Here is a 20,239-nt window from a genome sequence, read left to right on the forward strand (position 1 = left end):
GATCACAACTCCTGCCGCCATGACTCTCAATGAGGCGTCTCCATGAATATCCTCTACGATGAACGACTCGATGGCGCGGCGCCGCAGCTGGACAAGACCGCCATCCGCGACAGTCTCGCCCAGGACGTACCCGGCCTGACGCTGCTGCATCGTGAAGAAGACCTGCACCCCTTCGAGTGCGACGGCCTCTCGGTCTATCGCACCCTGCCCATGCTGGTGGCGCTGCCAGAGACCCTGGCGCAGGTCGAACAGCTGCTCAAGACCTGCCACCGCCTCGGTGTGCCGGTGGTGACCCGCGGTGCCGGCACCGGCCTCTCGGGCGGTGCCATGCCGCTGGAGCACGGTGTGCTGCTGGTGCTGTCACGTTTCAGCCGCATCCTGGAGATCGACCCCGAGGCGCGAATTGCCCGGGTCGAGCCCGGGGTACGCAACCTGGCCATCTCCGAGGCGGCCTCACCCTATGGCCTCTACTACGCCCCGGACCCCTCTTCCCAGATCGCCTGCTCCATCGGCGGCAACGTGGCCGAGAACGCCGGCGGCGTGCACTGCCTCAAGTACGGCCTGACCGTGCACAACGTGATCAAGGTCAAGGTGCTGACCATCGAGGGCGAGCACATGACCCTGGGCAGCGATGCCCTTGACGCCCCCGGCTTCGACCTGCTGGCGCTGTTCAATGGCTCCGAGGGCATGCTCGGCGTGGTCACCGAGATCACCGTCAAACTGCTGCCCAAGCCCGAGACCGCCAAGGTGCTGATGGCCAGCTTCGACGACATCGAGAAGGCCGGCAACGCCGTGGGCTCGATCATCGCCGCGGGTATCATTCCCGGCGGCCTGGAGATGATGGACAACCTGGCGATTCGCGCCGCCGAGGACTTCATCGGCGCCGGCTATCCGGTGGAGGCCGAAGCGATCCTGCTCTGCGAGCTGGATGGCGTCGAAGCCGATGTCGACGACGACTGCGAGACCGTTCGCCGTGTACTCGAGGCGGCCGGCGCCACCGGTATCCAGCAGGCCCGCGACGATGCCGAGCGCGCGCTGTTCTGGGCCGGTCGCAAGAACGCCTTCCCGGCGGTGGGCCGCATGTCGCCGGACTACTACTGCATGGACGGCACCATACCCCGCCGTGAACTGGCGCGGGTGCTGAAGGGCATCTCAGACCTGTCCGAACAGTACGGCCTGCGCGTAGCCAACGTCTTCCATGCCGGCGACGGCAACATGCACCCGCTGATCCTGTTCGATGCCAACACCCCGGGCGAGCTGGACGAGGCCGAGGCGCTGGGCGGCAAGATCCTGGAACTGTGCGTCGAGGTGGGCGGCACCATCACCGGCGAGCATGGCGTTGGCCGCGAGAAGATCAACCAGATGTGCGCCCAGTTCCGCCCCGACGAGCTGGCCACCTTCCGCGCCGCCAAGGCCGCCTTCGATCCGACGGGCCTGCTCAACCCGGGCAAGAACATTCCTACACCGGCCCGCTGCTCGGAATTCCGGACCATCAAGAGCGCGGCAGCCGACCCCGCCAAGCAAGGCTGACTGGAGTGACCATGGACAAGACAACAGAGACACCCCATGACCATGACGCCAGCGAGTCATTGGCAGAGCGCATCCGCCAGGCGAGTGCCAACGGCACGCCGCTGCGCATCGTCGGCGGCGATACCCGCGGCTTCTACGGCCGCCCCACAGAGGGCGAAGTGCTATCCACCGCCGAACACCGGGGCATCACCTTCTACGACCCGGTGGAGCTGGTGGTCTCGGTACGCAGCGGCACCCCTGTCGCCGAGCTCGAGGACGCCCTCGCCGAACAGGGGCAGATGCTGCCCTTCGAGCCGCCACGCTTTGGTGAAGCGAGCACCGTGGGCGGCATGGTTGCCACTGGTCTCTCCGGCCCCCGCCGCCCTTGGGCCGGCAGCGTGCGCGATTTCGTACTCGGAGTCCGGGTGATCGGCCACGAGGGGATCGAGCAGCGCTTCGGCGGCCAGGTGATGAAGAACGTCGCCGGCTACGACCTCTCGAGGCTGATGGTCGGCGCCCAGGGCACCCTCGGGCTGCTCACCGAAGTCACCTTCAAGGTGTTGCCCCGGCCCGGCGCCAGCCGCAGCCTGCACCTTGAAGTCTCGCTCGAGGAGGCGCGCAACAGGCTGGCCGACTGGGGCCGTGAGCCGCTACCCATCAGTGCGGCAGCCTGGCTCGAGGGCGCCCTGCATATCCGCCTGGAAGGCGGGCCGAGCTCCGTGGCCGCCACCCGCGAGCGTCTCGGCGGCGATGAGCTGGATGAGAACTTCTGGCCCGCGTTACGGGATCTGAAGCTGGACTTCTTCGGCCCGGGTAGCGTCTCCGCCAGGGCCAGCGACCCGCCCCTGTGGCGTCTGTCACTGCCCCATCGCACGGCCTCGCTGGGACTCGCCGACGCAGCGGAAGACTCGATGATCCACGATTGGGCCGGCGCCCAGTGCTGGGTCAGGAGTGCCATCGATGCCGAAACCCTGCGCAGCGCCTGCCGGCGCGTCGATGGTCATGCCACCTACCTGGGCGCCTGTGAAGGGCCGGGAAGCGACGAGCCCTTTACCCCGCTGCCATCGGTGCTGCTGAAGTATCACCGCAATCTCAAGGCCGAGCTCGACCCCAAGGGCATCTTCAACCCGGGCCGGCTCTACGCGGCGTTCTGAGACGTATCGAGGAAACCTACATGCAGACGCACTTTACCGAGGAAGACCTCAAGAAGCCGCACATCCGCGAGGCTGACCGCGTGCTGCGCAGCTGCGTTCACTGCGGCTTCTGCAACGCCACCTGCCCTACCTATCAACTGTTGGGCGACGAGCGCGACGGTCCCCGGGGACGCATCTACCTGATGAAGGAGATGCTGGAGAACCCCGACGACGACGTGAACGTCACCGAGCAGACCCGGCTGCACCTGGACCGCTGCCTGACCTGTCGCAACTGCGAGACCACCTGCCCCTCCGGCGTCGAGTATCACAAGCTGCTCGACATCGGCCGCGCCGAAATCGAACGGCGGGGGCCGCGCAAGGCTAGCGACCGCGCCTTCCGCTATGGGCTGCGCAAGGCCCTGACCGATCCCAAGCGCTTCCAGGCGCTGCTCAAACTGGGTCAGACCTTCAAGCCGCTGGTGCCCGGCAAGCTCAAGGACAAGCTGCCGGCCAAGCCGGTGGATGCCGGGGCACGGCCCGAAGGCAAAAGACACGAACGCCAGATGCTGATTCTCGAAGGCTGCGTACAGCCGGGGCTCTCGCCCAACACCAATGCCGCCACGGCAAGGGTGCTGGACCGCCTGGGCATTGGCCTACTCCCGGCTCCCGAGGCAGGCTGCTGTGGCGCGGTGGATTTCCACCTCAACGCCCAGGACGACGGCCGAGCCCGCATCCGCGCCAATATCGACGCCTGGTGGCCACACGTAGAGGCCGGTGCCGAAGCCATCGTGCAGACCGCCAGCGGCTGTGGCGCCTTCGTCAAGGAGTACGGCGAGATGCTGGAGGGCGACCCCGAGTACGCCGAGAAAGCCCGGCGGGTCAGTGAGCTGGCCCGGGATCTCGTCGAAGTGCTGCGCGACGAGGAACTGGAAGCGCTGAAGGTGAAGGAGAGCCGCAAGCTCGCATTCCACTGCCCCTGCACCCTGCAGCATGCCCAGAAGCTCGGCGGCGCCGTCGAAGGCGTGCTGGTCAAGCTCGGCTTTTCGCTGACGCCGGTACAGGATGCCCACCTCTGCTGCGGCTCGGCGGGCACCTACTCCATCACCCAGCCGGAGCTTGCCACCCAGTTGCGCCACAACAAGCTCAATGCCCTGGAAGCCGGCAACCCGGAGCTCATCGTGACCGCCAATATCGGCTGCCAGACCCACCTGAACGGCGCGGGGCGAACGCCCGTCAGGCACTGGATAGAAATCGTCGACGAGACATTACAACCCGCTATGGGAAGTGCTCGATAAGTTTGCAACACCGCATTGGATGAGCGCCGGGGACAAGTCGAAGCGAGGGTCTTTTGCCATGGATGGCAAAAGTAGCGCCCATGGACGGGTTTACAGCGCCCTCGCGAAGGCTTGTCGCCGGGAAAGCTCATCACCGGCAACATTAGCCCAAATCAAGGAGATCACCATGAAGACCAAGCCCGCACTCACCCTCACCGACGTCAACGCCATCCTCGACGCCGCCCAGCGGGAGGCCGAGGCCAACGACTGGCTGGTCACCATCGCGGTGGCCGACGACGGCGGCCACCTGCTCGGCCTGCGCCGCCTCGACGGCACCGCCCCCTTCACTGCCGATGTGGCCACCGAAAAGGCGCGCAGCGCCGCCATGGGCCGCAAGGAGACCCAGGTCTTCGAGGAGATGATCAACAACGGTCGCACCGCCTTCGTTTCCGCACCGCTACAGGCACTGCTCTCCGGTGGTGTGCCGGTGATCGTTGACGGCCAGGTCGCAGGCAGCGTCGGGGTTTCAGGCGTCAAGCCCGATCAGGACGTACAGGTGGCCAAGGCAGCCATTGCCGCTATCGGCTGATCTCCAGGCCAGGCCAACCTCGCAAGCGCCCTGCTGTTGCATGACAGCAGGGCGTTTCTGTCCTGTGCAGTTCGCCCGGGTTATCTATACTGACAGCGGCCGGACCGATGGCCCGCCGACACCGCATCACGTCGGGTAAGGCTGGCTCAGAAAGACAGCTCCGGTCTGGGCACTGCCTATCCATTCGGACCAGCCGACCGGCTGCGTTCAAAGGAGATATCGACAATGATAAAGACACTGTTTGCCGCACTGGTATTACTCGCCTTCGCCTTTCCCGCCTGGGCCGCCAGCTGCCCCATGCTGATGGGCGAGATCGACGAGGCGCTGCAGGACGAGGCCAAGGTCGCCCAGCTAAGCGAGGCCGAACTCGAGCAGGTCAACGAGCTGCGCCAGGAGGGCGAGGAAGCCCACAATGCCGGCGACCATGCTCGCTCCGAAGATTTATTGAACCAGGCCAAGGAAATCCTCGGCGTTTGACCGGACAGGCGACGAGGGCCAGCGCCCTTGTCGCTTTTCAAAGCGCTTCTCAGGATTGAAATGACTCGTAAAGAGTCAGGGAGGAAGGGTGTGGCTGGTGGCTGGTCAAGAGATGGCGCCGAGCAGGAGCAGATCGAGAGCACGGTGGAGGACGCGCTGCAGCGGGTACGCAGCCAGCTTCCAACCGGCGAGAGCCTGAAACACTGCGAGGAGTGCGGCGACGAGATACCCCAGGCTCGCCGCGAGGCGATCAGAGGCGTACGCCTGTGTTTCGCTTGCCAGAGCGAGCGGGAAAAGCAGCAGACGCCCTACAGCGGTTACAACCGCCGCGGCAGCAAGGACAGCCAGCTGCGCTGAACGACCCCCATCTCCGACGCCTGGGTCATGGATCCAGGGGGCAGCGCATGAGCGACACCTCGGCATCGTCGCGGTCGAGCCAGGTCAGCGTCATCGACTCGTGATTCTCGAGCTGCAGTCGAATCCGCTCGCTGCTCTCCATTCCTTCGCCCGAACAGTCAAGTTGGCCCTGCCATACATTCTCGGACTCTTGCGTCGCTGTCATCTCACAGACGTTCTCGTGCCCCTCGAAGCGCGATGGGGAAATAGTGATCATCCGCTCCTCCCCGTCTCGCGCACACCAGTCCGGCTCGGCGGCCCAGTGCCCCACATACGCAACGGCATCCTGAAGCGCCGGCTCGTTGCCCGGAGCATCGTCATCGCAGCCGGTCAGCGCGAGAGTGGCACACAGCAACATCCATCCATAATGTCGTACATCCATGACGTCACCTCGGCGTTCATGTTCGCTTCTGCTCACAGCAGCGTGCGGTCGGCTATCAGCATAGGCGCGAATCGCGAACTGGCGGGCCTCCCGGTCAAAAACTGCTCCTCGCGACTTCCGTTAGTCTCCTTATCGTTTGCAGCACTGCACCGGCCCGATATCATGGTGCCTTTGCGAGCCCCGATGCCAGCGGGGCTTCTTCGTGCTCATGAGGTCGCCATGCCGCTGCTCTATTTCCTCGCACCACTGGGTGCGGTGCTGATCTGGTCGGGCAACATGACCATCAACCAGCTCACCGTGGGCACCATCGCCCCCAGCAGTATCGCCTTCCTGCGCTGGGTGCTGGCACTGGCCGTGCTCACGCCCTTCGTGCTGCCGTCAGCCTGGCAGCATCGCGATGCCATCCGCCGCCACTGGCCAAAGCTTGCGGTGCTGGGCCTGATCGGCATGGCGCTGTGGCAGGGCCTGGCCTATGTAGCCGCCGAGACCACTTCGGCCACCAACATGGGCATCCTTGCCGCCATGGTGCCGCTGCTCACCGTACTGCTCAGCGCGCTGATCCTGCGAGAGGCGCCGAGCCTCGGTGGCACCATGGGCGGTATCGTGGCGCTGTTCGGGGTTACCGTACTGCTGGGGCGCGGCAACCCACTCTCGCTGCTGCAGCTGGAAGTCGCCCTGGGTGACCTGCTGATGGTGGTCGCCGCCACCTGCTACGCGCTCTACGGTGTCATGCTCAAGCGCTGGCCGCTGGACCTGCCGCCCTGGGTCGTGCTCTACGTGCAGGTCTGCTTCGCCGTCCTGTTCCTGCTGCCCGGCTACCTGCTGGGTCCGATGACGCCGGTGGACAGTCAAAACGTCTGGCTGATTCTCTACGCCGGCATTCCCGCCTCGATCGTCACCACCTTCCTGTGGATGCGCGCCATCCGCCAGATCGGCGCCAGCCAGGCGAGCATTTTCATCAACCTGATGCCACTGTTCAGCGCCCTGATCGCCATGGCCTTCCTGAACGAGCGGATCGCCCTGTTCCACCTGGTTGGAGGAGTGCTGGTGCTGGCGGGTGTCATCATGGCGCAGACGTTGACCCAGCCTCTTATGCGCAGAGCCAGTCGCAGCTTATGACCTTGGACACCACGTGGCTCAATCAGCAGAGAGTGTTTTTCGAAGAAGGCCAGTCATTATGGCTGTTCGGCTACGGCTCGCTGATCTGGAAGGCCGAGTTTGCCTATCATGAGCGCCGCCCCGCCCGTATCGAGGGCTGGGCGCGTCGGTTCTGGCAGGGCTCCCACGATCATCGCGGCACACCGAAATCACCTGGCCGCGTGGTCACGCTGGTCGAGTCGCCCGGCACGACCTGCCAGGGCATGGCTTACCGTATCGACGCCGATACGCTGGGACCATTGGATATTCGCGAAAAGAACGGCTATCTCCGTGAGCGGGTGATGTTGCACTTCGCCGAGGGTGAGCACGCCGAGGGGCTGATATATCTGGCCACGAAAGAGAACGCCGCCTTCCTCGGCGACGCTCCGTTGGAGGACATGGCCCGGCAGATCGCCACCGCCAGCGGCCCCAGCGGTTCCAACCGCGATTACCTGCTAAACCTCACCACCGCGCTGGAAGACCTTGGTGCCGAGGATAAGCATGTGTTCGCGCTTGCCCGGCAGGTCCGCGAGCTTGAAGGCAATCGCTAAAGAAGATACATCCGTAACGGCATCCAGATGCCCATGCCGACCATGATCAGGTTCTCGGTCAGCGATACGAAGCCCAGCGGCACATTGCTGTCACCGCCGACACAGGCGCACTTGAGCTCACGCTTGTCGACATAGACCGCCTTGAACACCGAGACGGCGCCCACCGCGCCGATGAAGAGTGCCACGGGTGCGGCCAGCCAGACCAAGGCGCCCGCCAGCATCAGGATGCCCGCCAGCGTCTCGGCATAGGGATAGACATAGCCATAGCGCACCTGACGCTGGGCCAGCAGGTCGTAGTTGAGAAACATCGTGCTGAAGCTCTCAACATCCTTGAGCTTCTGCAGCCCCAGCAGGGCCATGGCGATGGCCACGAAATATTCCGGCATCCTCGCGCTCAGCAGGGTGCCGGTCGCCGTCCAGCTGACGGCAAACCCCATCAGCAGGGCCGTGGCAAACAGGGCGATCACCGGTTGGTAGGTGGTCTCGTCCTCGCCCGGTGAATCCAGGCCGAAGTACTCGCGCAGCTCTTCATAGCCACCGATGCGCCGGCCATCGATGAAGGCCTGGGGCGTCGTATCCACCCCATGCTTTTCCTTGAAAGCTTCTGTCTCCTCCCGCGTGGTCAGGTGGTGATCCTCGACATTGAAACCCTTGCGCTCCAGCAGGTCCTTGCTCTTCAGTCCGAAGGGGCACAGGTGCTCCTCCATGACCATGCGGTAGAGCTGAGCGGTCTTTTCGCTCTCGTCCGCGCTTCCATGACTCATGACGCTCCTCCAACGCTGATGGACTCACGCCGAGTGTAGTCGCTTGAGGCGCTCAGCGAATTCCCGCCCGCAGGAACGACTGCACGAACTGGCGCTGGAACAGCAGGAAGGCCACCAGCAGCGGGGCGATACTGAGCAGGGTGGCGGCGCTGACGGTGGCCCAGTTCACACCGGTTTCCGGCGCCGAGAAGATGCCGAGCCCCACGGTCAGCGGGCGGCTCTCCACCGAGTTGGTGACCACCAGCGGCCACAGGAAGTTGTTCCAGTGGTGGCTGACCGAAACCAGGCCGTAGGCGAGATAGGTGGGCTTGGCCAGGGGCACGTAGACCTTGAGCAGGATCGCCATCCAGCCGCACCCCTCGATCCGGGCGGCGTCCTCCAGCTCGCGGGGTATGGTCTTGAAGGTCTGTCGCAGCAGGAAAATACCGAAGGCGCTGGCGACATACGGCAGCCCGATGCCGGTGATGGTGTCGACCAGCCCGAGCGAACTGGCGATGCGGTAGTTCTCGACGATCAGGACCTCGGGGAATACGAAGAGCTGGATCAGCACCAGCATGAACAGGATCTCCTTGCCGGGGATCGGGAAGCGCGCAAAGGCGAAGCCGGCCAGGGTACAGACCACGAACTGTGCCAGTACCACCCCGGTGACCAGCAGAAAGGTGTTCAGGTAGTAGCGGGCAAACGGGGCCTGGGCCCAGGCGTTGGCGAAGTTCTCCAGGGTCACCGGGGCAAAGAGATCGAAACGCACCATGTAGGCCGCCGGGTGGAAAGCCGCCCAGAAGGCGTAGAGCAGTGGGAAAATCCATATCAGCGCCAGCAGCCAGGCGGCGGTCGTTTCCAGGCTGGGTAACCGCAGGGCGAACCGTCTGTTTGCTGCGCTCATCAGGCTCGTCTGACTCATGAATCGTCCCCCGTGCTCACTGGTAGTGGGTCCTGCGGTCGAGGATGGTGAACTTCACCGTGGCCACCACCGCCAGCACAAGCAGGATCACCACGGTGATGGTGGCGGCATAGGTGCGGTCGAAGAAGGAGAAGGCATTCTCGTAGACGTAGTAGAGCAGCAGGTTGGTGGCGTTGTTGGGCCCACCCTTGGTCAGGATGAACAGGTGGTCCACCACCCGCACGGCATTGATCAACGCGTTGATCAGCACGAACAGGGTCGTGGGCATCAGCAGCGGGAAGGTGACCCGCCAGAAGAAGCTCCAGCGGCCGGTGCCCTCCAGGTCCGAGGCTTCCTTGAGCTCCGGCGGGATGCTCTGCAGTGCCGCCAGGTAGAAGATCATGAAGAAGCCGGCTTCCTTCCAGATGGTCATGACGATGACAGAGCCAAGCGCCACGCTGGGGTCGCCCAGCCAGTTGACCCCGGACAGGCCCAGCGTCCCGAGTATCTTGTTGAACAGGCCGATCTGCGGCGCGTAGAAGAACATCCAGATATTGGCGGCGGCGATCATCGGCAGGATGGTCGGGGTGAAGTAGGCCATGCGCACGAAGCCGCGCCCCGGCAGGCGGGCATTGACGAATAGCGCCATGCCCAGCGCCAGAGCGATGGACGTGGGAATGGTGCCCAGCGCATAGACCAGGTTGTTGCGCGCCACCCGCCAGAAGGTGCGGTCCTCGATCAGCAGCGCGTAGTTCTCGAGCCCGACGAACTCCGGCGGTGAGCCGCGAAAGCCGGGCAGGAACAGGCTGTTGACGAGGGTGGACACCGTTGGCAGATAGGCGAAGGTACCCAGCAGCACCGCCGCCGGAAGCAGCAGCAGCGCGCCGTAGATCTGCATGCGTCGGTCGGCGTTGTGGATCAGCATGTCCCTTACCCGTATCGGGGCTGTCCGGGGGCAAGGCACACGAGGAGGCGCTGTGAATCCTTCCCTGGACGCTACATTTGCCATCCATGGCAAATGACCTCCTCTACGACCTTGCCCCCGGCGCCTGCTTGCATCGGTTCAAAGACTCGACGTTACGTCGTCTCGAAGCCTCAACGTGAACGCGCGTAGCGACGCAACGCCGCTTCGGCCTCTGCCTGAGCCTGGTTGAGCGCCTCCTCCGGCGACATCTGGCCGGTCAGCGCCGCCTGTATCGCATTGTCCAGCGCCCGGCGCACGCGCCCGCCCTGGTAGGTGGAGAGCTCCGCGGTACCGTGCTCGAGCTGGTCGCGGGCCACCGCCGCCGGTGGGAAGGTCTCGACGTAGTCGCGCAGGGCCTCGGTCTCGTAGGCAGCCGGGCTCACGCCCATGTAGCCGGTCTCGATGGACCAGGCCGCCGCGCGCTCGGGATCGGTCATCCAGCGGATGAAGGTCATGGCGGCGCGCTGCTCGTCTTCGGTGGTGTCGTTGAAGATATAGAAATTGCCACCGCCGGTGGGGCTGCCGCGCTGGGTGTTCATGGGCAGCATGGCCACGCCGAAGTCGAACGAAGCCTCGTTGCGCACGGCGGTGAGGTTGCCGGTGGTGTGCCACATCATGGCCGTGGCCTGTTCGATGAAGTTCTGGCGCAGGGTGCCCCACTCGATGGTGCCGTCGGGCATCGCCTCGTGCTCCTGGGTCAGAGACACCCAGTACTCCAGCGCCTCGATGGAGGCAGGGTCGTCGAAAAAGACCTCGGTGCCATCCTCGCTCATCAGTCGATGCCCGTTCTGGAAGGCGAAGGCCTGGAACATCCAGTAGGGGTAGCCGGTGGAGGGCACCATGACGCCCCACTGGTCGCCACCGCTGGCCTCGCGCACGGCCGCGGCCATTTCGGCCATCTCCTCCCAGTTTTCCGGCGGTGTCTCGGGGTCGAGCCCGGCGGCTTCGAAGGCCTCCTTGTTCCAGTAGAGTACGATGGTGGAGCGCTGGAACGGAATGCCGTAGGTCTGCCCGTCGAGCTGGCCGTTTTCCATCAGGCCGGGGTAGAAGCTATCGAGCCATTCTCGCTCTTCGTCGGTCTCGATGAGATCGTCGAAGGCGACGATGGCATCCTGCTCGATCAGGTCGAAGAGATCGATGGAGAAGAGCACCGAGAGCTGCGGTGCATCCCCCGCCTCGATGGCCGACATCGCCCGGACCCGGGTGTCGTCATAGTTGCCGGCATAGATGGCATTCACCGAGATGTTGGGATGATCGGCCTGGAAGTCGGCGACCAGGCCGTCGATGACATCGGTCAGCGCACCACCGACGGCGATGGGATAGTACATGGTCAGCTCGACCGGATCGTCGGCCACGGCCTGACCGGCGCTCAGCAAGCCAGCAGCGGCCAGGCCGCAGAGGGTGGGAGCAAGGCGTGTGTTCATGGGTTGACTCCTGGTGAGTATTTTCCGGAAGAACCGCGCGGGGTCTGTACCCCGCTTCTCTGCGCTGCTTGAGTCTGCCTCAGGCGACCGGGGGCCGCAGACAGGTCATACCCCTGGAGCGCCAGGCGTTGCCCGTCTCCAGAATCGAAGAAGTGGGTCGCCCAGGGTGCCCACTGCAGGCGGCAGGCCGCCCCCTTGGCCACGCCGGGCACGCCATCCAGGCGCGCACGCAGCTCCTGGCTACCCACCTTGAGTCGCACGATGCTGTCGGCCCCCAGGTATTCGGCATCGACCACCTCGGCCGGCACGCCGCTGGCATCGGCGGGCAGTACGGCGATGTCTTCGGGGCGGACCCCCAGCAGGTGCCCCTTGGCATCGTGGGACGCTACGCTGCAGCGCGGCTCGCCCTCGATGACGGCCCCATCGGCCGCCGCGGCGAGTGTCACCAGGTTCATGGCCGGGCTACCGATGAAGCTTGCCGCGAAGGCCGTGGCCGGCCAGTTGTAGAGCTCGTCGGGGGTCGCGTCCTGCACGATGCGCCCCGCCTCCATCAGGATGACCCGGTCGCCCATGCTCATGGCTTCCACCTGGTCGTGGGTGACGTAGATAACGGTCATGCCTAGCCGCTGCTGCAGGGCCTTGATCTCGCGCCGCATCTCGCCACGCAGCCGGGCATCGAGGTTGGAGAGCGGCTCGTCCATCAGGCAGATGGGATGCTCGGAGATGATCGACCGGGCCAGCGCCACACGCTGGCGTTGCCCGCCCGAGAGCTGGGCCGGCTTGCGGTCGAGGTATGCGGTGAGATCGACCAGGTTTGCCACCCGGGCAAGGCGCTCCTGGCGCTCGGACTTGGGCACCTTGCGGCTGCGCAGGCCGAAGACGATGTTGTCGGCCACGCTCAGGTGGGGAAACAGCGCATAGGACTGGAACACCATGCTCAGGCCGCGGTCGCCGGGTGGCAGATGGGTCACGTCGCGCTCGCCGATGCGGATGCGTCCATCGCTGGCCTGCTCGAGGCCGGCGATCATACGCAGTGTCGTCGACTTGCCGCAGCCCGAGGGGCCCAGCAGGATCACGAATTCACCGGGTGCGACATCGAAGGAGATCCGGTCCACGGCGGCCTGGCCACCCCAGGTCTTGCTCACGGCATCGAGCCGGATGCGCTTGTTGTCGTTGTTCATGGCGCGCTCATCATTCTCGTCACGACAGGTTGAGAAAGTTTTCTCGTCTGAATCAGCGTAGCCGCACTTCGGCCTCTTTGCGGTGCATCTTGACTCGCTGATATGACAGTCGCATGACGCTAGCGCAGCTTGCCTTCAAGGCCGCTGCAGTCGCCCACCGCGGCCGACCCCGTGACCATGCTAGACTTCGTCTTTCACCCTGACAGGAATCGACGCACCATGTCCCTCGACGACCTGCATCTGAACCTGCGCAACCTGACGCAGGACGACTACCCTCAGCTCAAGATTCTGATGGACGCCGTCTACGACGATATTGGTGGTGCCTGGCCACAGCACTCCATCGACCGGCTGATCCAGGAGTTTCCCGATGGCCAGATCGCCATTGAGGACGACGAGAGGCTGATAGGCGTGGCGCTGACCGTGCGGGTCGACTACGACGAGTTCTCCAACCCCCACAAGTACGACGACCTGGTGGGCAACCGCGAGATCATCCTCAACGATCCGCAAGGCGATGCCATGTACGGGCTGGATGTGCTGATCCATCCCGACTATCGCGGCTACCGGCTGGGGCGCCGCCTCTACGAGGCACGCAAGGAGCTGTGTCGTTCGCTCAACCTGCGCGCGATACTCGCCGGCGGACGTATTCCCAATTACCACGAGCACGCCGGGGAACTCTCGCCCACCGAGTACATCGAGCTGGTTGCACGCAAGGAGATTCATGATCCGATCCTCTCCTTCCAGTTGGCCAACGACTTCCAGGTCAAGCGCCTGTTGCGCAAGTACCTGCCGGAAGACGAGAAGTCCCAGGGCTACGCCACCCTGCTGGAGTGGAACAACATCCTCTTTGAGCCCGCCGAGCGGGTGCTGGAAAACCGTCCCACCCAGGTACGTGTCGGCGCCGTGCAGTGGCAGATGCGCGAATGCGCCTCGGTGGAGGCGGTACTGCAGCAGGTCGAGTACTTCGTCGACGCCCTCTCCAGCTACCAGAGCGACTTCGCCGTCTTTCCGGAGCTGTTCAATGCGCCGCTGATGGGGCTGCAGGACCGTGCCACCCAGCAGGACCAGCTGGCGGCCATCCGCTTCCTGGCCGGCTTCACCGAGCAGTTCAAGACCGAGCTGTCGCGCATGGCGGTCTCCTACAACATCAATATCGTCGCGGGTTCGATGATTGAAGAGGGTGAGGACGATCGGCTCTACAACATCGCCTACCTGTGTCATCGCGACGGCACCATCGAAAAGCAGGCCAAGCTGCACATCACCCCCCAGGAGCGCCGGGAGTGGGTGATCGAGGGCGGCGACGAGCTGCGCGTGTTCGAGACCGATGCCGGCCGCGTGGGCATCCTGATCTGCTACGACGTGGAATTTCCCGAGCTCGGCCGCCTGCTCGCCGACCAGGACATGGACATCCTCTTCGTGCCCTTCTGGACCGACACCAAGAACGGCTACCTGCGGGTGCGCCACTGCGCCCAGGCGCGGGCCATCGAGAACGAATGCTACGTGGTGCTGTGCGGCAGCGTCGGCAACGTGCCGTCGATCCGCAACCTCGACATCCAGTACGCCCAGTCCTCGGTATTCACACCCTCGGACTTCGCCTTCCCCCACGACGCAGTGCTCTCGGAGACCACGCCGAATACCGAGATGGTGATCTTCTCGGACCTGGACCTGACCCGGCTCACCGTGGTGCGGGCCGAAGGCTCGGTAACCAACCTCAAGGACCGGCGCAAGGACCTGTTCGACCTGCGCTGGCGCGACTGGTCCTGGAAGTCCGGCAGCCTGACGCCGGGCAATCCCGAGGAGAACTGAGGCCATGTTCGGTCGCCTTCGCCGCTGGCGGGCCGAGCGCTTCGCCTCGCGTCATCCCTTCCCCGAGGCGGCCTGGGCCGAGGCCCGTGCACGCCTGCCGCTGCTGGCGGCGCTGGGCGATGAGGAGGCCGACCGCCTGGGCCGGCGCGCCTGGCACTTCCTGCACCTCAAGCGGCTGAGCCTGCACCCCGAGCTGGCCGGTCGGACACCCTTCGACCTGCCGGCACAGCTGGCGCTCTCCGCCCAGGCCTGCCTGCTGACCCTGGGCTGGCCCTTCGACGACCATGTCGACGCCTTCAGTGGGGTCCACGAACTGTTGATCCTGCCCGACGCGTTCCGCCGCCATGTGGAGGAGCTGGACGAGTTCGGCGTGATGCACGAGTACGTGGATGAGCGGGCCGGCGAGACCTCGTCCCAGGGGCCGGTGGTGCTGGCCTTTCCCGACCTGATGGAGAGCGGCGGCCTCGACGGCTTCAACGTGGTGATCCATGAGCTCGCCCACAAGCTCGACCTGGGCAACTCGCTGGACGTCGACGGCTTCCCGCCGCTACCCCGGGACATCGATCCCAAGGAGTGGCACCGGGTCTTCATCGGCGTATGGGACGACCTCCAGGCACGCCTCGAGCGTGGCGAGGACACACCCATCGACGACTACGCCGCCAGCCATCCAGGGGAGTGCTTCGCGGTGTGCTGCGAGTACTTCTTTACCGCGCCGGACATCCTCCACGAGGCCTATCCGGCACTGTATGAGCTGCTGACACGCTACTTCCGCCAGCAGCCGCTGGCACGGCTGCCAGAGGATCACACCGCGGCCCCCCGGGAGCCTCGGGGAGACCAGGATCGTTCAGCCCTGTGACGGACCCAGCAGGCCAACCAGCTCCGGCACGGGGCGGTCGGCATGACCGGCATCGCTCATCGACTGGTAGAGCGCCAGCACCGCATCGGCCACGCCGCGCTGGGCGTCGAGGTCTTCGGTCATGGTGCGGTAGTAGCCGATATCCTTGAGGCCGTTGGCCACGCTGAAGCGAAAACCGGAGGCGTCGCCATCGGCGATGTAGGGCCGCAGGCGCTCCAGGATCACCCCGCCACCGCCGCCCTTGCCCAGCACGTCGAGGAAGGCAGCGTCGTCGATACCGGCCCGCCGTGACGCCGCGGCGGCCTCGGCCAGCACCGCGGTGAAGCCCAGCGAGACGAAATTGTGCAGCAGCTTGAGGGTATGGCCGGCGCCAACCTGGCCGGCATGGGCGATGTTCTCGGCAAAGCACTCGAGCAGCGGTTGCACCTCGGCGAACAGCGCCTCCGGTGCACCGACGATAAGGTTCAACCGGCCCTCCTCCGCCTCCTTGGGGGTGCGGGTCATAGCGGCATCCATGAAGCGCCCGCCGGCCGCCTCCACCCGGGCGGCCACTCGCTCGGTGGAGCTGGGCAGCGCCGTGGAGCAGTCGACAACCACGCAGCCCGCCCGCAGCCCTTCCAGCACCCCGCCGGGCTCGAACAGCACCGCCTCCACCTGGGGCGAGCCGGTCACGCAGAGAATGACCACATCGGCGGCCTCGGCCACCTCGCGGCCGCTTGCCTTCGCGGTCGCCCCGGCGGCGCGCAGGTCGTCCACGGGCTGGTTGCCGGGGTGGTCGAGAAAGCAGAGCGTATGCCCTCCTTTCAGGATGTTCATGGCGATACCGTGACCCATCAGGCCCACGCCCACCAGGCCGACTCGAAATAGCTGACTCATCCCATTGCTCCTCTGGTTCATCCCACCGTGCATCGCGGACCGGCGGCTCGCTCAGCCGGGCTTGATTCAACCGTGCCTGATTCAACCGTGCTAAATGGCCACGGTCTTGAGCCGGGTGTAGCTCTTCAGGCCTTCGAATCCCTTCTCCGGTGATAATACCTGAGGCGACGCCAGCCAAACCATTTGGCCATAGCGCGCCTCCCTCCTATGCTGAAATCCCCCCCTGCGCAGGTCGCCCACATGCCCCGCAAGGTCCTTCTCGCCCTCGCCAGCCTGATGGTGCTCGCTCTACTCGGTTTCCTGGGACAATGGCTGGCTGCACGCGACCTGTTCGATGCCAACACCCTGTTCGCCCTGCTGCAGGGTTCGCTGGCCTGGCGCGACCAGCCCTGGGCCGGCGTCGTGGTGGTCGCGGTCTTCTTGATCGCCTCACTGGTGCTTTTCCCGCTCAGCGTGCTGGTGATACTGGCCGGACTGATCTTTGGCCCGGTGTGGGGGTTCGTCTATTCGTTCATCGGTACGCTTCTGGGTGCGATTGCCACGTTCTGGCTGGGGCGCTGGCTGGGGCGCGACGCCCTGCTGCGCTACGGCGGAAAGCGGCTGCTAGGGCTTTCGCGCTACCTGGCCGGGCGTGGCGTGCGCACCATAACCCTGCTCAACCTCTTGCCCCTGGCACCGTACACGCTGACCAACCTGCTCGCCGGCGCCTTTCACATCCGTTTTCGCGACTACCTGCTGGGTACTCTGATCGGTGCCACGCCAGGACTGGCCGGCATCATCCTGCTCAGCAGCCAGCTCGGCACACTGCTCTCCGCCGAGGATCGTCAGGAGCTAGCCTGGGCGGGCGCTGGCGTCATCGCGGGCCTGGCCTTGCTGTACGGTCTCAAGCGCTATGCCGATGCCCGCCAACGGCGCCGACACCGAGGCTGAACCCACCGGCCATCAGGTTTCGCCTGCCATGGCCGGCACCCTCCCCGGCATCTCCCGTTCGAGGAAGTCGACGAAGGCGCGAATGCGAGCGGGAACATGCCGCCGTTGCTGATAGACGGCATGAAAATCGGCCCGCACCCCTTGCCACTCGTGGAGCAGCTCGATCAGGGCACCCCTTGCCAGGTGCTCGTGCACGTCCCACCAGGAGCGCAGTGCGATCCCATGGCCATCCAGCGCCAGCCCCACGATCACCTCGCCATCATTGCTGGCCAGCGGCCCCGCCACCTTGACCGCCTGCTCGACATCGCCACCGCGGTGGCAGAACCGCCACACCGCGTAGTCGCTCTCGTTTTCGCGCAGGACCAGGCAGGGGTGAGCCGTCAGGTCGTTCAACGAAGCGAGCGGCGCCATGCGCGACACATAGGCGGGTGCGGCGCACAGCACCCGGCGGTTGGCGAGGATACGCCGGGCTACCAGGCGCGAATCGGGTGGCTCGCCCACGCGTATGCCGATATCGAACCCCTGGTCGCCGAGGCTCAGCGGATAATTGCTCAGCTCGAGCACACCCTCGACGCCGGGGTGCCGGGTGCAGAAGGCCGAGAGCAGCGGTGCCACGTGGTGGCGGCCGAAGCCGAAGGTGGCGTTGACCCGCAGCGGCCCGGACAGCGCCGCCTGTTGCTCACCCAGGGCCTCTTCCAGCTCGGCAAGCTCCTCCAGGATTGCCGACCCCCGCGCCAGGTAGCGCTCGCCTTCCGCCGTGAGCGAGAGGCGACGCGTGGTGCGGCTGGCCAGCTCCACGCCGAGACGCGCCTCCAGCACCTTGAGGCGCTTGCTGACCGCCGACAACGACAGCCCCAGCTCCCTGGCCGTGGCGGTAAGGCTACCGGCGCGAGCCAGCTGCCGGAAGAAGGCGAGATCGTCGAGCTGCGCCATGCTTTCTACACCTCAGTTCAACAATATATTGCCATTGAGCCTGATTATCACCTTCCTGCCAATGACTACACTGTCCTCACCATCCTGAATCGTGTTCGCATGAATCGGTCAAACAGGAGCACCGCCATGTTCGAGGAGTATCGATCGTTCTCGATCGACAATAACGGTATACGCATACCCGGCCTCATCGGCGGCTCGGGGCCACCGTTGCTGCTGCTTCACGGCCACCCCCAGACCCATCTGATCTGGCATCGCCTGGCCGAGTCGCTGGCACGCCACTTCACGGTGGTGGCAACCGATCTGCGCGGCTACGGCGATGCCTCCAAGCCTCCCGGCGAGCCGGATCACGCCAACTACAGCAAACGGGCCATGGCCGCCGACCAGGTCGCGGTAATGCACGAACTGGGCTTCGAACGCTTCCTGCTCTGTGGCCACGACAGGGGCGGACGGGTGGCCCACCGCCTGGCCATGGACCACCCTGAGGCGGTGGAGAAGCTGATGCTGCTGGATATCGCGCCCACCCTGGCAATGTACGAGAAGACCGACCGTACCTTCGCCACCGCCTACTTCCACTGGTTCTTCCTGATCCAGCCGGCACCATTGCCGGAAACACTGATCGAGGCATCCCCGGCCGACTACATCACACGCACCATGGGCGGACGTCACGCCAACCTCGATGCCTTCGACCCGGCCGCCATCGTCGAATACCAGCGTTGTCTGGCCCAGCCAGGAGCCGCCCATGCACTGTGCGAGGACTATCGCGCCTCGAATACCATCGACCTGGAACACGACAGCGCCGACCGCGAGGCCGGGCGCCGCATCGCCTGCCCCGTGAGGGTGCTATGGGGGCAGCACGGCATCATCGAGCGCTGTTTCGACCCGCTGGCGGAGTGGCGCGCCGTCGCCGAGCAGGTCGACGGCGAGGCCCTGCCCTGTGGCCACTACATTCCCGAGGAAGCGCCGAGTGCGCTGCACGACCATATCCTTCAATTCATGAAAACCGCATGAGGAACTGACCATGACCCAGCGTATCGCCGTTATCCCCGGTGATGGCATCGGCACCGAAGTGATGCCCGAAGGCCTGCGCACCCTGGAAGCCGCCGCCAAGAAATTCGGCATCGACCTGGCTTTCGAGCATTTCGATTTTGCCTGCTGCGACTACTACGCGAAGCACGGCCAGATGATGCCCGACGACTGGTTCGAGCAGCTCAAGGATTTCGACGCCATCTTCTACGGCGCCGTGGGCTGGCCTGACACCGTACCGGACCATGTCTCTCTCTGGGGGTCGCTGCTGCAGTTCCGCCGTCAGTTCGACCAGTACATCAACCTGCGCCCCTGCAAGCTGCTGCCCGGTATCAAGAGTCCCCTTGCCGACCGCAACCCCGGCGACATCGACTTCTACGTGGTGCGCGAGAACACCGAGGGCGAGTACTCCAGCGTCGGCGGCAAGATGTTCGAGGGCACCGACCGTGAGGTGGTGATCCAGGAGACGGTGATGAGCCGCCACGGCGTCGACCGGGTGCTGAAGTACGCCTTCGACCTGGCACAGAGTCGCCCGCGGAAGAAGCTCACCTCGGCCACCAAGTCCAACGGCATCGCCATCACCATGCCCTGGTGGGACGAACGCGTGGAGGCCATGTCCGGCAACTATTCGGACGTCAGCGTCGACAAGTTTCACATCGATATCCTGACCGCCAATTTCGTCCTGCATCCCGACTGGTTCGACGTGGTGGTGGGCAGCAACCTGTTCGGCGACATCCTCTCCGACCTGGGCCCGGCCTGCACCGGCACCATCGGCGTGGCCCCCTCGGCCAACATCAACCCGGAAGGCAAGTTCCCCAGCCTGTTCGAACCGGTCCACGGCAGTGCACCGGACATCGCCGGCAAGGGTATCGCCAACCCCATCGGCCAGATCTGGTCCGGGGCGATGATGCTCGAGCACCTGGGCCACGCCAAGGCCGCCAAGGCCATCGTCGATGCTTTCGAAGCGGTACTGGCCGAAGGCGACGCCAGCCTGCTGACCCCTGATATCCGCGGCCAGGGAACCACGGAGACCCTGGGCCAGGCCATTGCAGAACGTATCCTGGAGACGGAGCAGTGACTCAATGGCAATGAAATGAAACAGAACCGCTCCAGCGTCACGGTTCGATTGTATTCGTCATGGGTTCGTAAAGATTCTC

General features: G+C 65.0%; 21 protein-coding genes. 13 read left to right on the forward strand and 8 right to left on the reverse strand.

All coding sequences use genetic code 11. From position 1 onward, the window contains the following. The first annotated feature begins 42 nt into the window (after positions 1-42). From glcD to LOKO_RS17600, 6 genes are all read left to right on the forward strand, one after another. Positions 43-1,530 (forward strand): glycolate oxidase subunit GlcD, encoded by a 1,488-nt coding sequence (gene glcD, locus LOKO_RS17575; RefSeq protein WP_066451985.1) that lies wholly within the window; start codon positions 43-45, stop codon positions 1,528-1,530. Between the two features lie 11 nt (positions 1,531-1,541). Next, entirely contained in the window at positions 1,542-2,663 is a 1,122-nt protein-coding gene (gene glcE / locus LOKO_RS17580) for a glycolate oxidase subunit GlcE (RefSeq protein WP_066451986.1), read from the forward strand. A gap of 20 nt (positions 2,664-2,683) precedes the next feature. Beyond that, complete coding sequence (gene glcF / locus LOKO_RS17585; protein WP_066451987.1) at positions 2,684-3,937, forward strand: glycolate oxidase subunit GlcF; 1,254 nt, start codon at positions 2,684-2,686, stop codon at positions 3,935-3,937. Positions 3,938-4,103: 166 nt separating this feature from the next. Further along, complete coding sequence (locus LOKO_RS17590) at positions 4,104-4,505, forward strand: heme-binding protein (RefSeq protein ID WP_066451988.1); 402 nt, start codon at positions 4,104-4,106, stop codon at positions 4,503-4,505. A 225-nt stretch (positions 4,506-4,730) separates the two neighbouring features. Continuing rightward, a complete protein-coding gene (locus LOKO_RS17595) occupies positions 4,731-4,982 on the forward strand; it encodes a hypothetical protein (RefSeq protein ID WP_066451989.1) in 252 nt (83 codons plus the stop codon). A gap of 90 nt (positions 4,983-5,072) precedes the next feature. Then, positions 5,073-5,339: a DksA/TraR family C4-type zinc finger protein gene (locus tag LOKO_RS17600; RefSeq protein ID WP_066451990.1), complete on the forward strand. Its 267-nt coding sequence runs from the start codon at positions 5,073-5,075 to the stop codon at positions 5,337-5,339. A gap of 25 nt (positions 5,340-5,364) precedes the next feature. Here the strand turns inward: LOKO_RS17600 and LOKO_RS17605 are convergent, their stop codons facing one another. Next, a complete protein-coding gene (locus tag LOKO_RS17605; protein WP_144439697.1) occupies positions 5,365-5,760 on the reverse strand; it encodes a hypothetical protein in 396 nt (131 codons plus the stop codon). A gap of 219 nt (positions 5,761-5,979) precedes the next feature. Between LOKO_RS17605 and LOKO_RS17610 the strand changes: the two genes are divergently transcribed. Both LOKO_RS17610 and LOKO_RS17615 read left to right on the forward strand, forming a co-directional pair. Then, a complete protein-coding gene (locus LOKO_RS17610; RefSeq protein WP_066451992.1) occupies positions 5,980-6,879 on the forward strand; it encodes a DMT family transporter in 900 nt (299 codons plus the stop codon). Beyond that, positions 6,876-7,448 (forward strand): gamma-glutamylcyclotransferase, encoded by a 573-nt coding sequence (locus LOKO_RS17615; protein WP_066451993.1) that lies wholly within the window; start codon positions 6,876-6,878, stop codon positions 7,446-7,448. The genes LOKO_RS17610 and LOKO_RS17615 overlap by 4 nt, the downstream gene beginning before the upstream one ends. Here the strand turns inward: LOKO_RS17615 and LOKO_RS17620 are convergent. From LOKO_RS17620 to LOKO_RS17640, 5 genes are all read right to left on the reverse strand, one after another. After that, entirely contained in the window at positions 7,445-8,212 is a 768-nt protein-coding gene (locus LOKO_RS17620; RefSeq protein WP_066451994.1) for a glutaredoxin family protein, read from the reverse strand. The two genes, LOKO_RS17615 and LOKO_RS17620, sit on opposite strands and share 4 nt — an antisense overlap. A 52-nt stretch (positions 8,213-8,264) precedes the next feature. After that, on the reverse strand, positions 8,265-9,113 hold the full coding sequence (locus LOKO_RS17625) for a carbohydrate ABC transporter permease (protein ID WP_066451995.1): 849 nt from the start codon (positions 9,111-9,113) through the stop codon (positions 8,265-8,267). Positions 9,114-9,129: 16 nt separating this feature from the next. After that, entirely contained in the window at positions 9,130-10,017 is an 888-nt protein-coding gene (locus tag LOKO_RS17630) for a carbohydrate ABC transporter permease (protein WP_066451996.1), read from the reverse strand. Positions 10,018-10,187: 170 nt separating this feature from the next. Next, positions 10,188-11,480 carry an ABC transporter substrate-binding protein gene (locus tag LOKO_RS17635; RefSeq protein WP_066451997.1) on the reverse strand — a complete coding sequence of 431 codons (1,293 nt, stop codon included), beginning with the start codon at positions 11,478-11,480 and terminating at the stop codon, positions 10,188-10,190. Further along, positions 11,477-12,661 (reverse strand): ABC transporter ATP-binding protein, encoded by a 1,185-nt coding sequence (locus LOKO_RS17640; RefSeq protein ID WP_083517660.1) that lies wholly within the window; start codon positions 12,659-12,661, stop codon positions 11,477-11,479. The genes LOKO_RS17635 and LOKO_RS17640 overlap by 4 nt, the downstream gene beginning before the upstream one ends. Before the next feature lie 219 nt (positions 12,662-12,880). Between LOKO_RS17640 and LOKO_RS17645 the strand changes: the two genes are divergently transcribed. Both LOKO_RS17645 and LOKO_RS17650 read left to right on the forward strand, forming a co-directional pair. Beyond that, the gene (locus LOKO_RS17645; RefSeq protein ID WP_066451998.1) at positions 12,881-14,464 is read left to right on the forward strand and encodes a bifunctional GNAT family N-acetyltransferase/carbon-nitrogen hydrolase family protein; all 1,584 of its coding nucleotides are present in this window, start codon (positions 12,881-12,883) and stop codon (positions 14,462-14,464) included. A gap of 4 nt (positions 14,465-14,468) precedes the next feature. Then, positions 14,469-15,320 (forward strand): M90 family metallopeptidase, encoded by an 852-nt coding sequence (locus LOKO_RS17650; protein WP_066451999.1) that lies wholly within the window; start codon positions 14,469-14,471, stop codon positions 15,318-15,320. Here LOKO_RS17650 and LOKO_RS17655 read toward each other — a convergent pair. Beyond that, on the reverse strand, positions 15,309-16,196 hold the full coding sequence (locus LOKO_RS17655; protein WP_066452000.1) for an NAD(P)-dependent oxidoreductase: 888 nt from the start codon (positions 16,194-16,196) through the stop codon (positions 15,309-15,311). The two genes, LOKO_RS17650 and LOKO_RS17655, sit on opposite strands and share 12 nt — an antisense overlap. Before the next feature lie 240 nt (positions 16,197-16,436). On the opposite strand from LOKO_RS17655, the gene LOKO_RS17660 reads away from it, so the two are divergent. Then, positions 16,437-17,126 (forward strand): TVP38/TMEM64 family protein, encoded by a 690-nt coding sequence (locus tag LOKO_RS17660; RefSeq protein WP_066452001.1) that lies wholly within the window; start codon positions 16,437-16,439, stop codon positions 17,124-17,126. Positions 17,127-17,138: 12 nt separating this feature from the next. Here LOKO_RS17660 and LOKO_RS17665 read toward each other — a convergent pair whose 3' ends face one another. Then, positions 17,139-18,059 carry a LysR family transcriptional regulator gene (locus LOKO_RS17665; protein WP_066452002.1) on the reverse strand — a complete coding sequence of 307 codons (921 nt, stop codon included), beginning with the start codon at positions 18,057-18,059 and terminating at the stop codon, positions 17,139-17,141. Positions 18,060-18,185: 126 nt separating this feature from the next. On the opposite strand from LOKO_RS17665, the gene LOKO_RS17670 reads away from it, so the two are divergent. After that, entirely contained in the window at positions 18,186-19,067 is an 882-nt protein-coding gene (locus LOKO_RS17670) for an alpha/beta fold hydrolase (protein ID WP_066452003.1), read from the forward strand. 10 nt (positions 19,068-19,077) lie between these two features. Then, on the forward strand, positions 19,078-20,160 hold the full coding sequence (locus LOKO_RS17675) for a tartrate dehydrogenase (protein WP_066452004.1): 1,083 nt from the start codon (positions 19,078-19,080) through the stop codon (positions 20,158-20,160). The last annotated feature ends 79 nt before the right edge of the window (positions 20,161-20,239 follow it).

The organism is Halomonas chromatireducens (assembly GCF_001545155.1).
GTDB lineage: Bacteria > Pseudomonadota > Gammaproteobacteria > Pseudomonadales > Halomonadaceae > Halomonas > Halomonas chromatireducens.

What these genes read in the sequence shown, in the direction of transcription:
- glcD (WP_066451985.1), top strand. Translation starts at nt 43, where the DNA reads ATGAATATCCTCTACGATGAACGACTCGATGGCGCGGCGCCGCAGCTG.
- glcE (WP_066451986.1), top strand. Translation starts at nt 1,542, where the DNA reads ATGGACAAGACAACAGAGACACCCCATGACCATGACGCCAGCGAGTCA.
- glcF (WP_066451987.1), top strand. Translation starts at nt 2,684, where the DNA reads ATGCAGACGCACTTTACCGAGGAAGACCTCAAGAAGCCGCACATCCGC.
- LOKO_RS17590 (WP_066451988.1), top strand. Translation starts at nt 4,104, where the DNA reads ATGAAGACCAAGCCCGCACTCACCCTCACCGACGTCAACGCCATCCTC.
- LOKO_RS17595 (WP_066451989.1), top strand. Translation starts at nt 4,731, where the DNA reads ATGATAAAGACACTGTTTGCCGCACTGGTATTACTCGCCTTCGCCTTT.
- LOKO_RS17605 (WP_144439697.1), bottom strand. Translation starts at nt 5,760, where the DNA reads ATGGATGTACGACATTATGGATGGATGTTGCTGTGTGCCACTCTCGCG.
- LOKO_RS17610 (WP_066451992.1), top strand. Translation starts at nt 5,980, where the DNA reads ATGCCGCTGCTCTATTTCCTCGCACCACTGGGTGCGGTGCTGATCTGG.
- LOKO_RS17615 (WP_066451993.1), top strand. Translation starts at nt 6,876, where the DNA reads ATGACCTTGGACACCACGTGGCTCAATCAGCAGAGAGTGTTTTTCGAA.
- LOKO_RS17620 (WP_066451994.1), bottom strand. Translation starts at nt 8,212, where the DNA reads ATGAGTCATGGAAGCGCGGACGAGAGCGAAAAGACCGCTCAGCTCTAC.
- LOKO_RS17625 (WP_066451995.1), bottom strand. Translation starts at nt 9,113, where the DNA reads ATGAGTCAGACGAGCCTGATGAGCGCAGCAAACAGACGGTTCGCCCTG.
- LOKO_RS17630 (WP_066451996.1), bottom strand. Translation starts at nt 10,017, where the DNA reads ATGCTGATCCACAACGCCGACCGACGCATGCAGATCTACGGCGCGCTG.
- LOKO_RS17635 (WP_066451997.1), bottom strand. Translation starts at nt 11,480, where the DNA reads ATGAACACACGCCTTGCTCCCACCCTCTGCGGCCTGGCCGCTGCTGGC.
- LOKO_RS17640 (WP_083517660.1), bottom strand. Translation starts at nt 12,661, where the DNA reads ATGAACAACGACAACAAGCGCATCCGGCTCGATGCCGTGAGCAAGACC.
- LOKO_RS17645 (WP_066451998.1), top strand. Translation starts at nt 12,881, where the DNA reads ATGTCCCTCGACGACCTGCATCTGAACCTGCGCAACCTGACGCAGGAC.
- LOKO_RS17650 (WP_066451999.1), top strand. Translation starts at nt 14,469, where the DNA reads ATGTTCGGTCGCCTTCGCCGCTGGCGGGCCGAGCGCTTCGCCTCGCGT.
- LOKO_RS17655 (WP_066452000.1), bottom strand. Translation starts at nt 16,196, where the DNA reads ATGAGTCAGCTATTTCGAGTCGGCCTGGTGGGCGTGGGCCTGATGGGT.
- LOKO_RS17660 (WP_066452001.1), top strand. Translation starts at nt 16,437, where the DNA reads ATGCCCCGCAAGGTCCTTCTCGCCCTCGCCAGCCTGATGGTGCTCGCT.
- LOKO_RS17665 (WP_066452002.1), bottom strand. Translation starts at nt 18,059, where the DNA reads ATGGCGCAGCTCGACGATCTCGCCTTCTTCCGGCAGCTGGCTCGCGCC.
- LOKO_RS17670 (WP_066452003.1), top strand. Translation starts at nt 18,186, where the DNA reads ATGTTCGAGGAGTATCGATCGTTCTCGATCGACAATAACGGTATACGC.
- LOKO_RS17675 (WP_066452004.1), top strand. Translation starts at nt 19,078, where the DNA reads ATGACCCAGCGTATCGCCGTTATCCCCGGTGATGGCATCGGCACCGAA.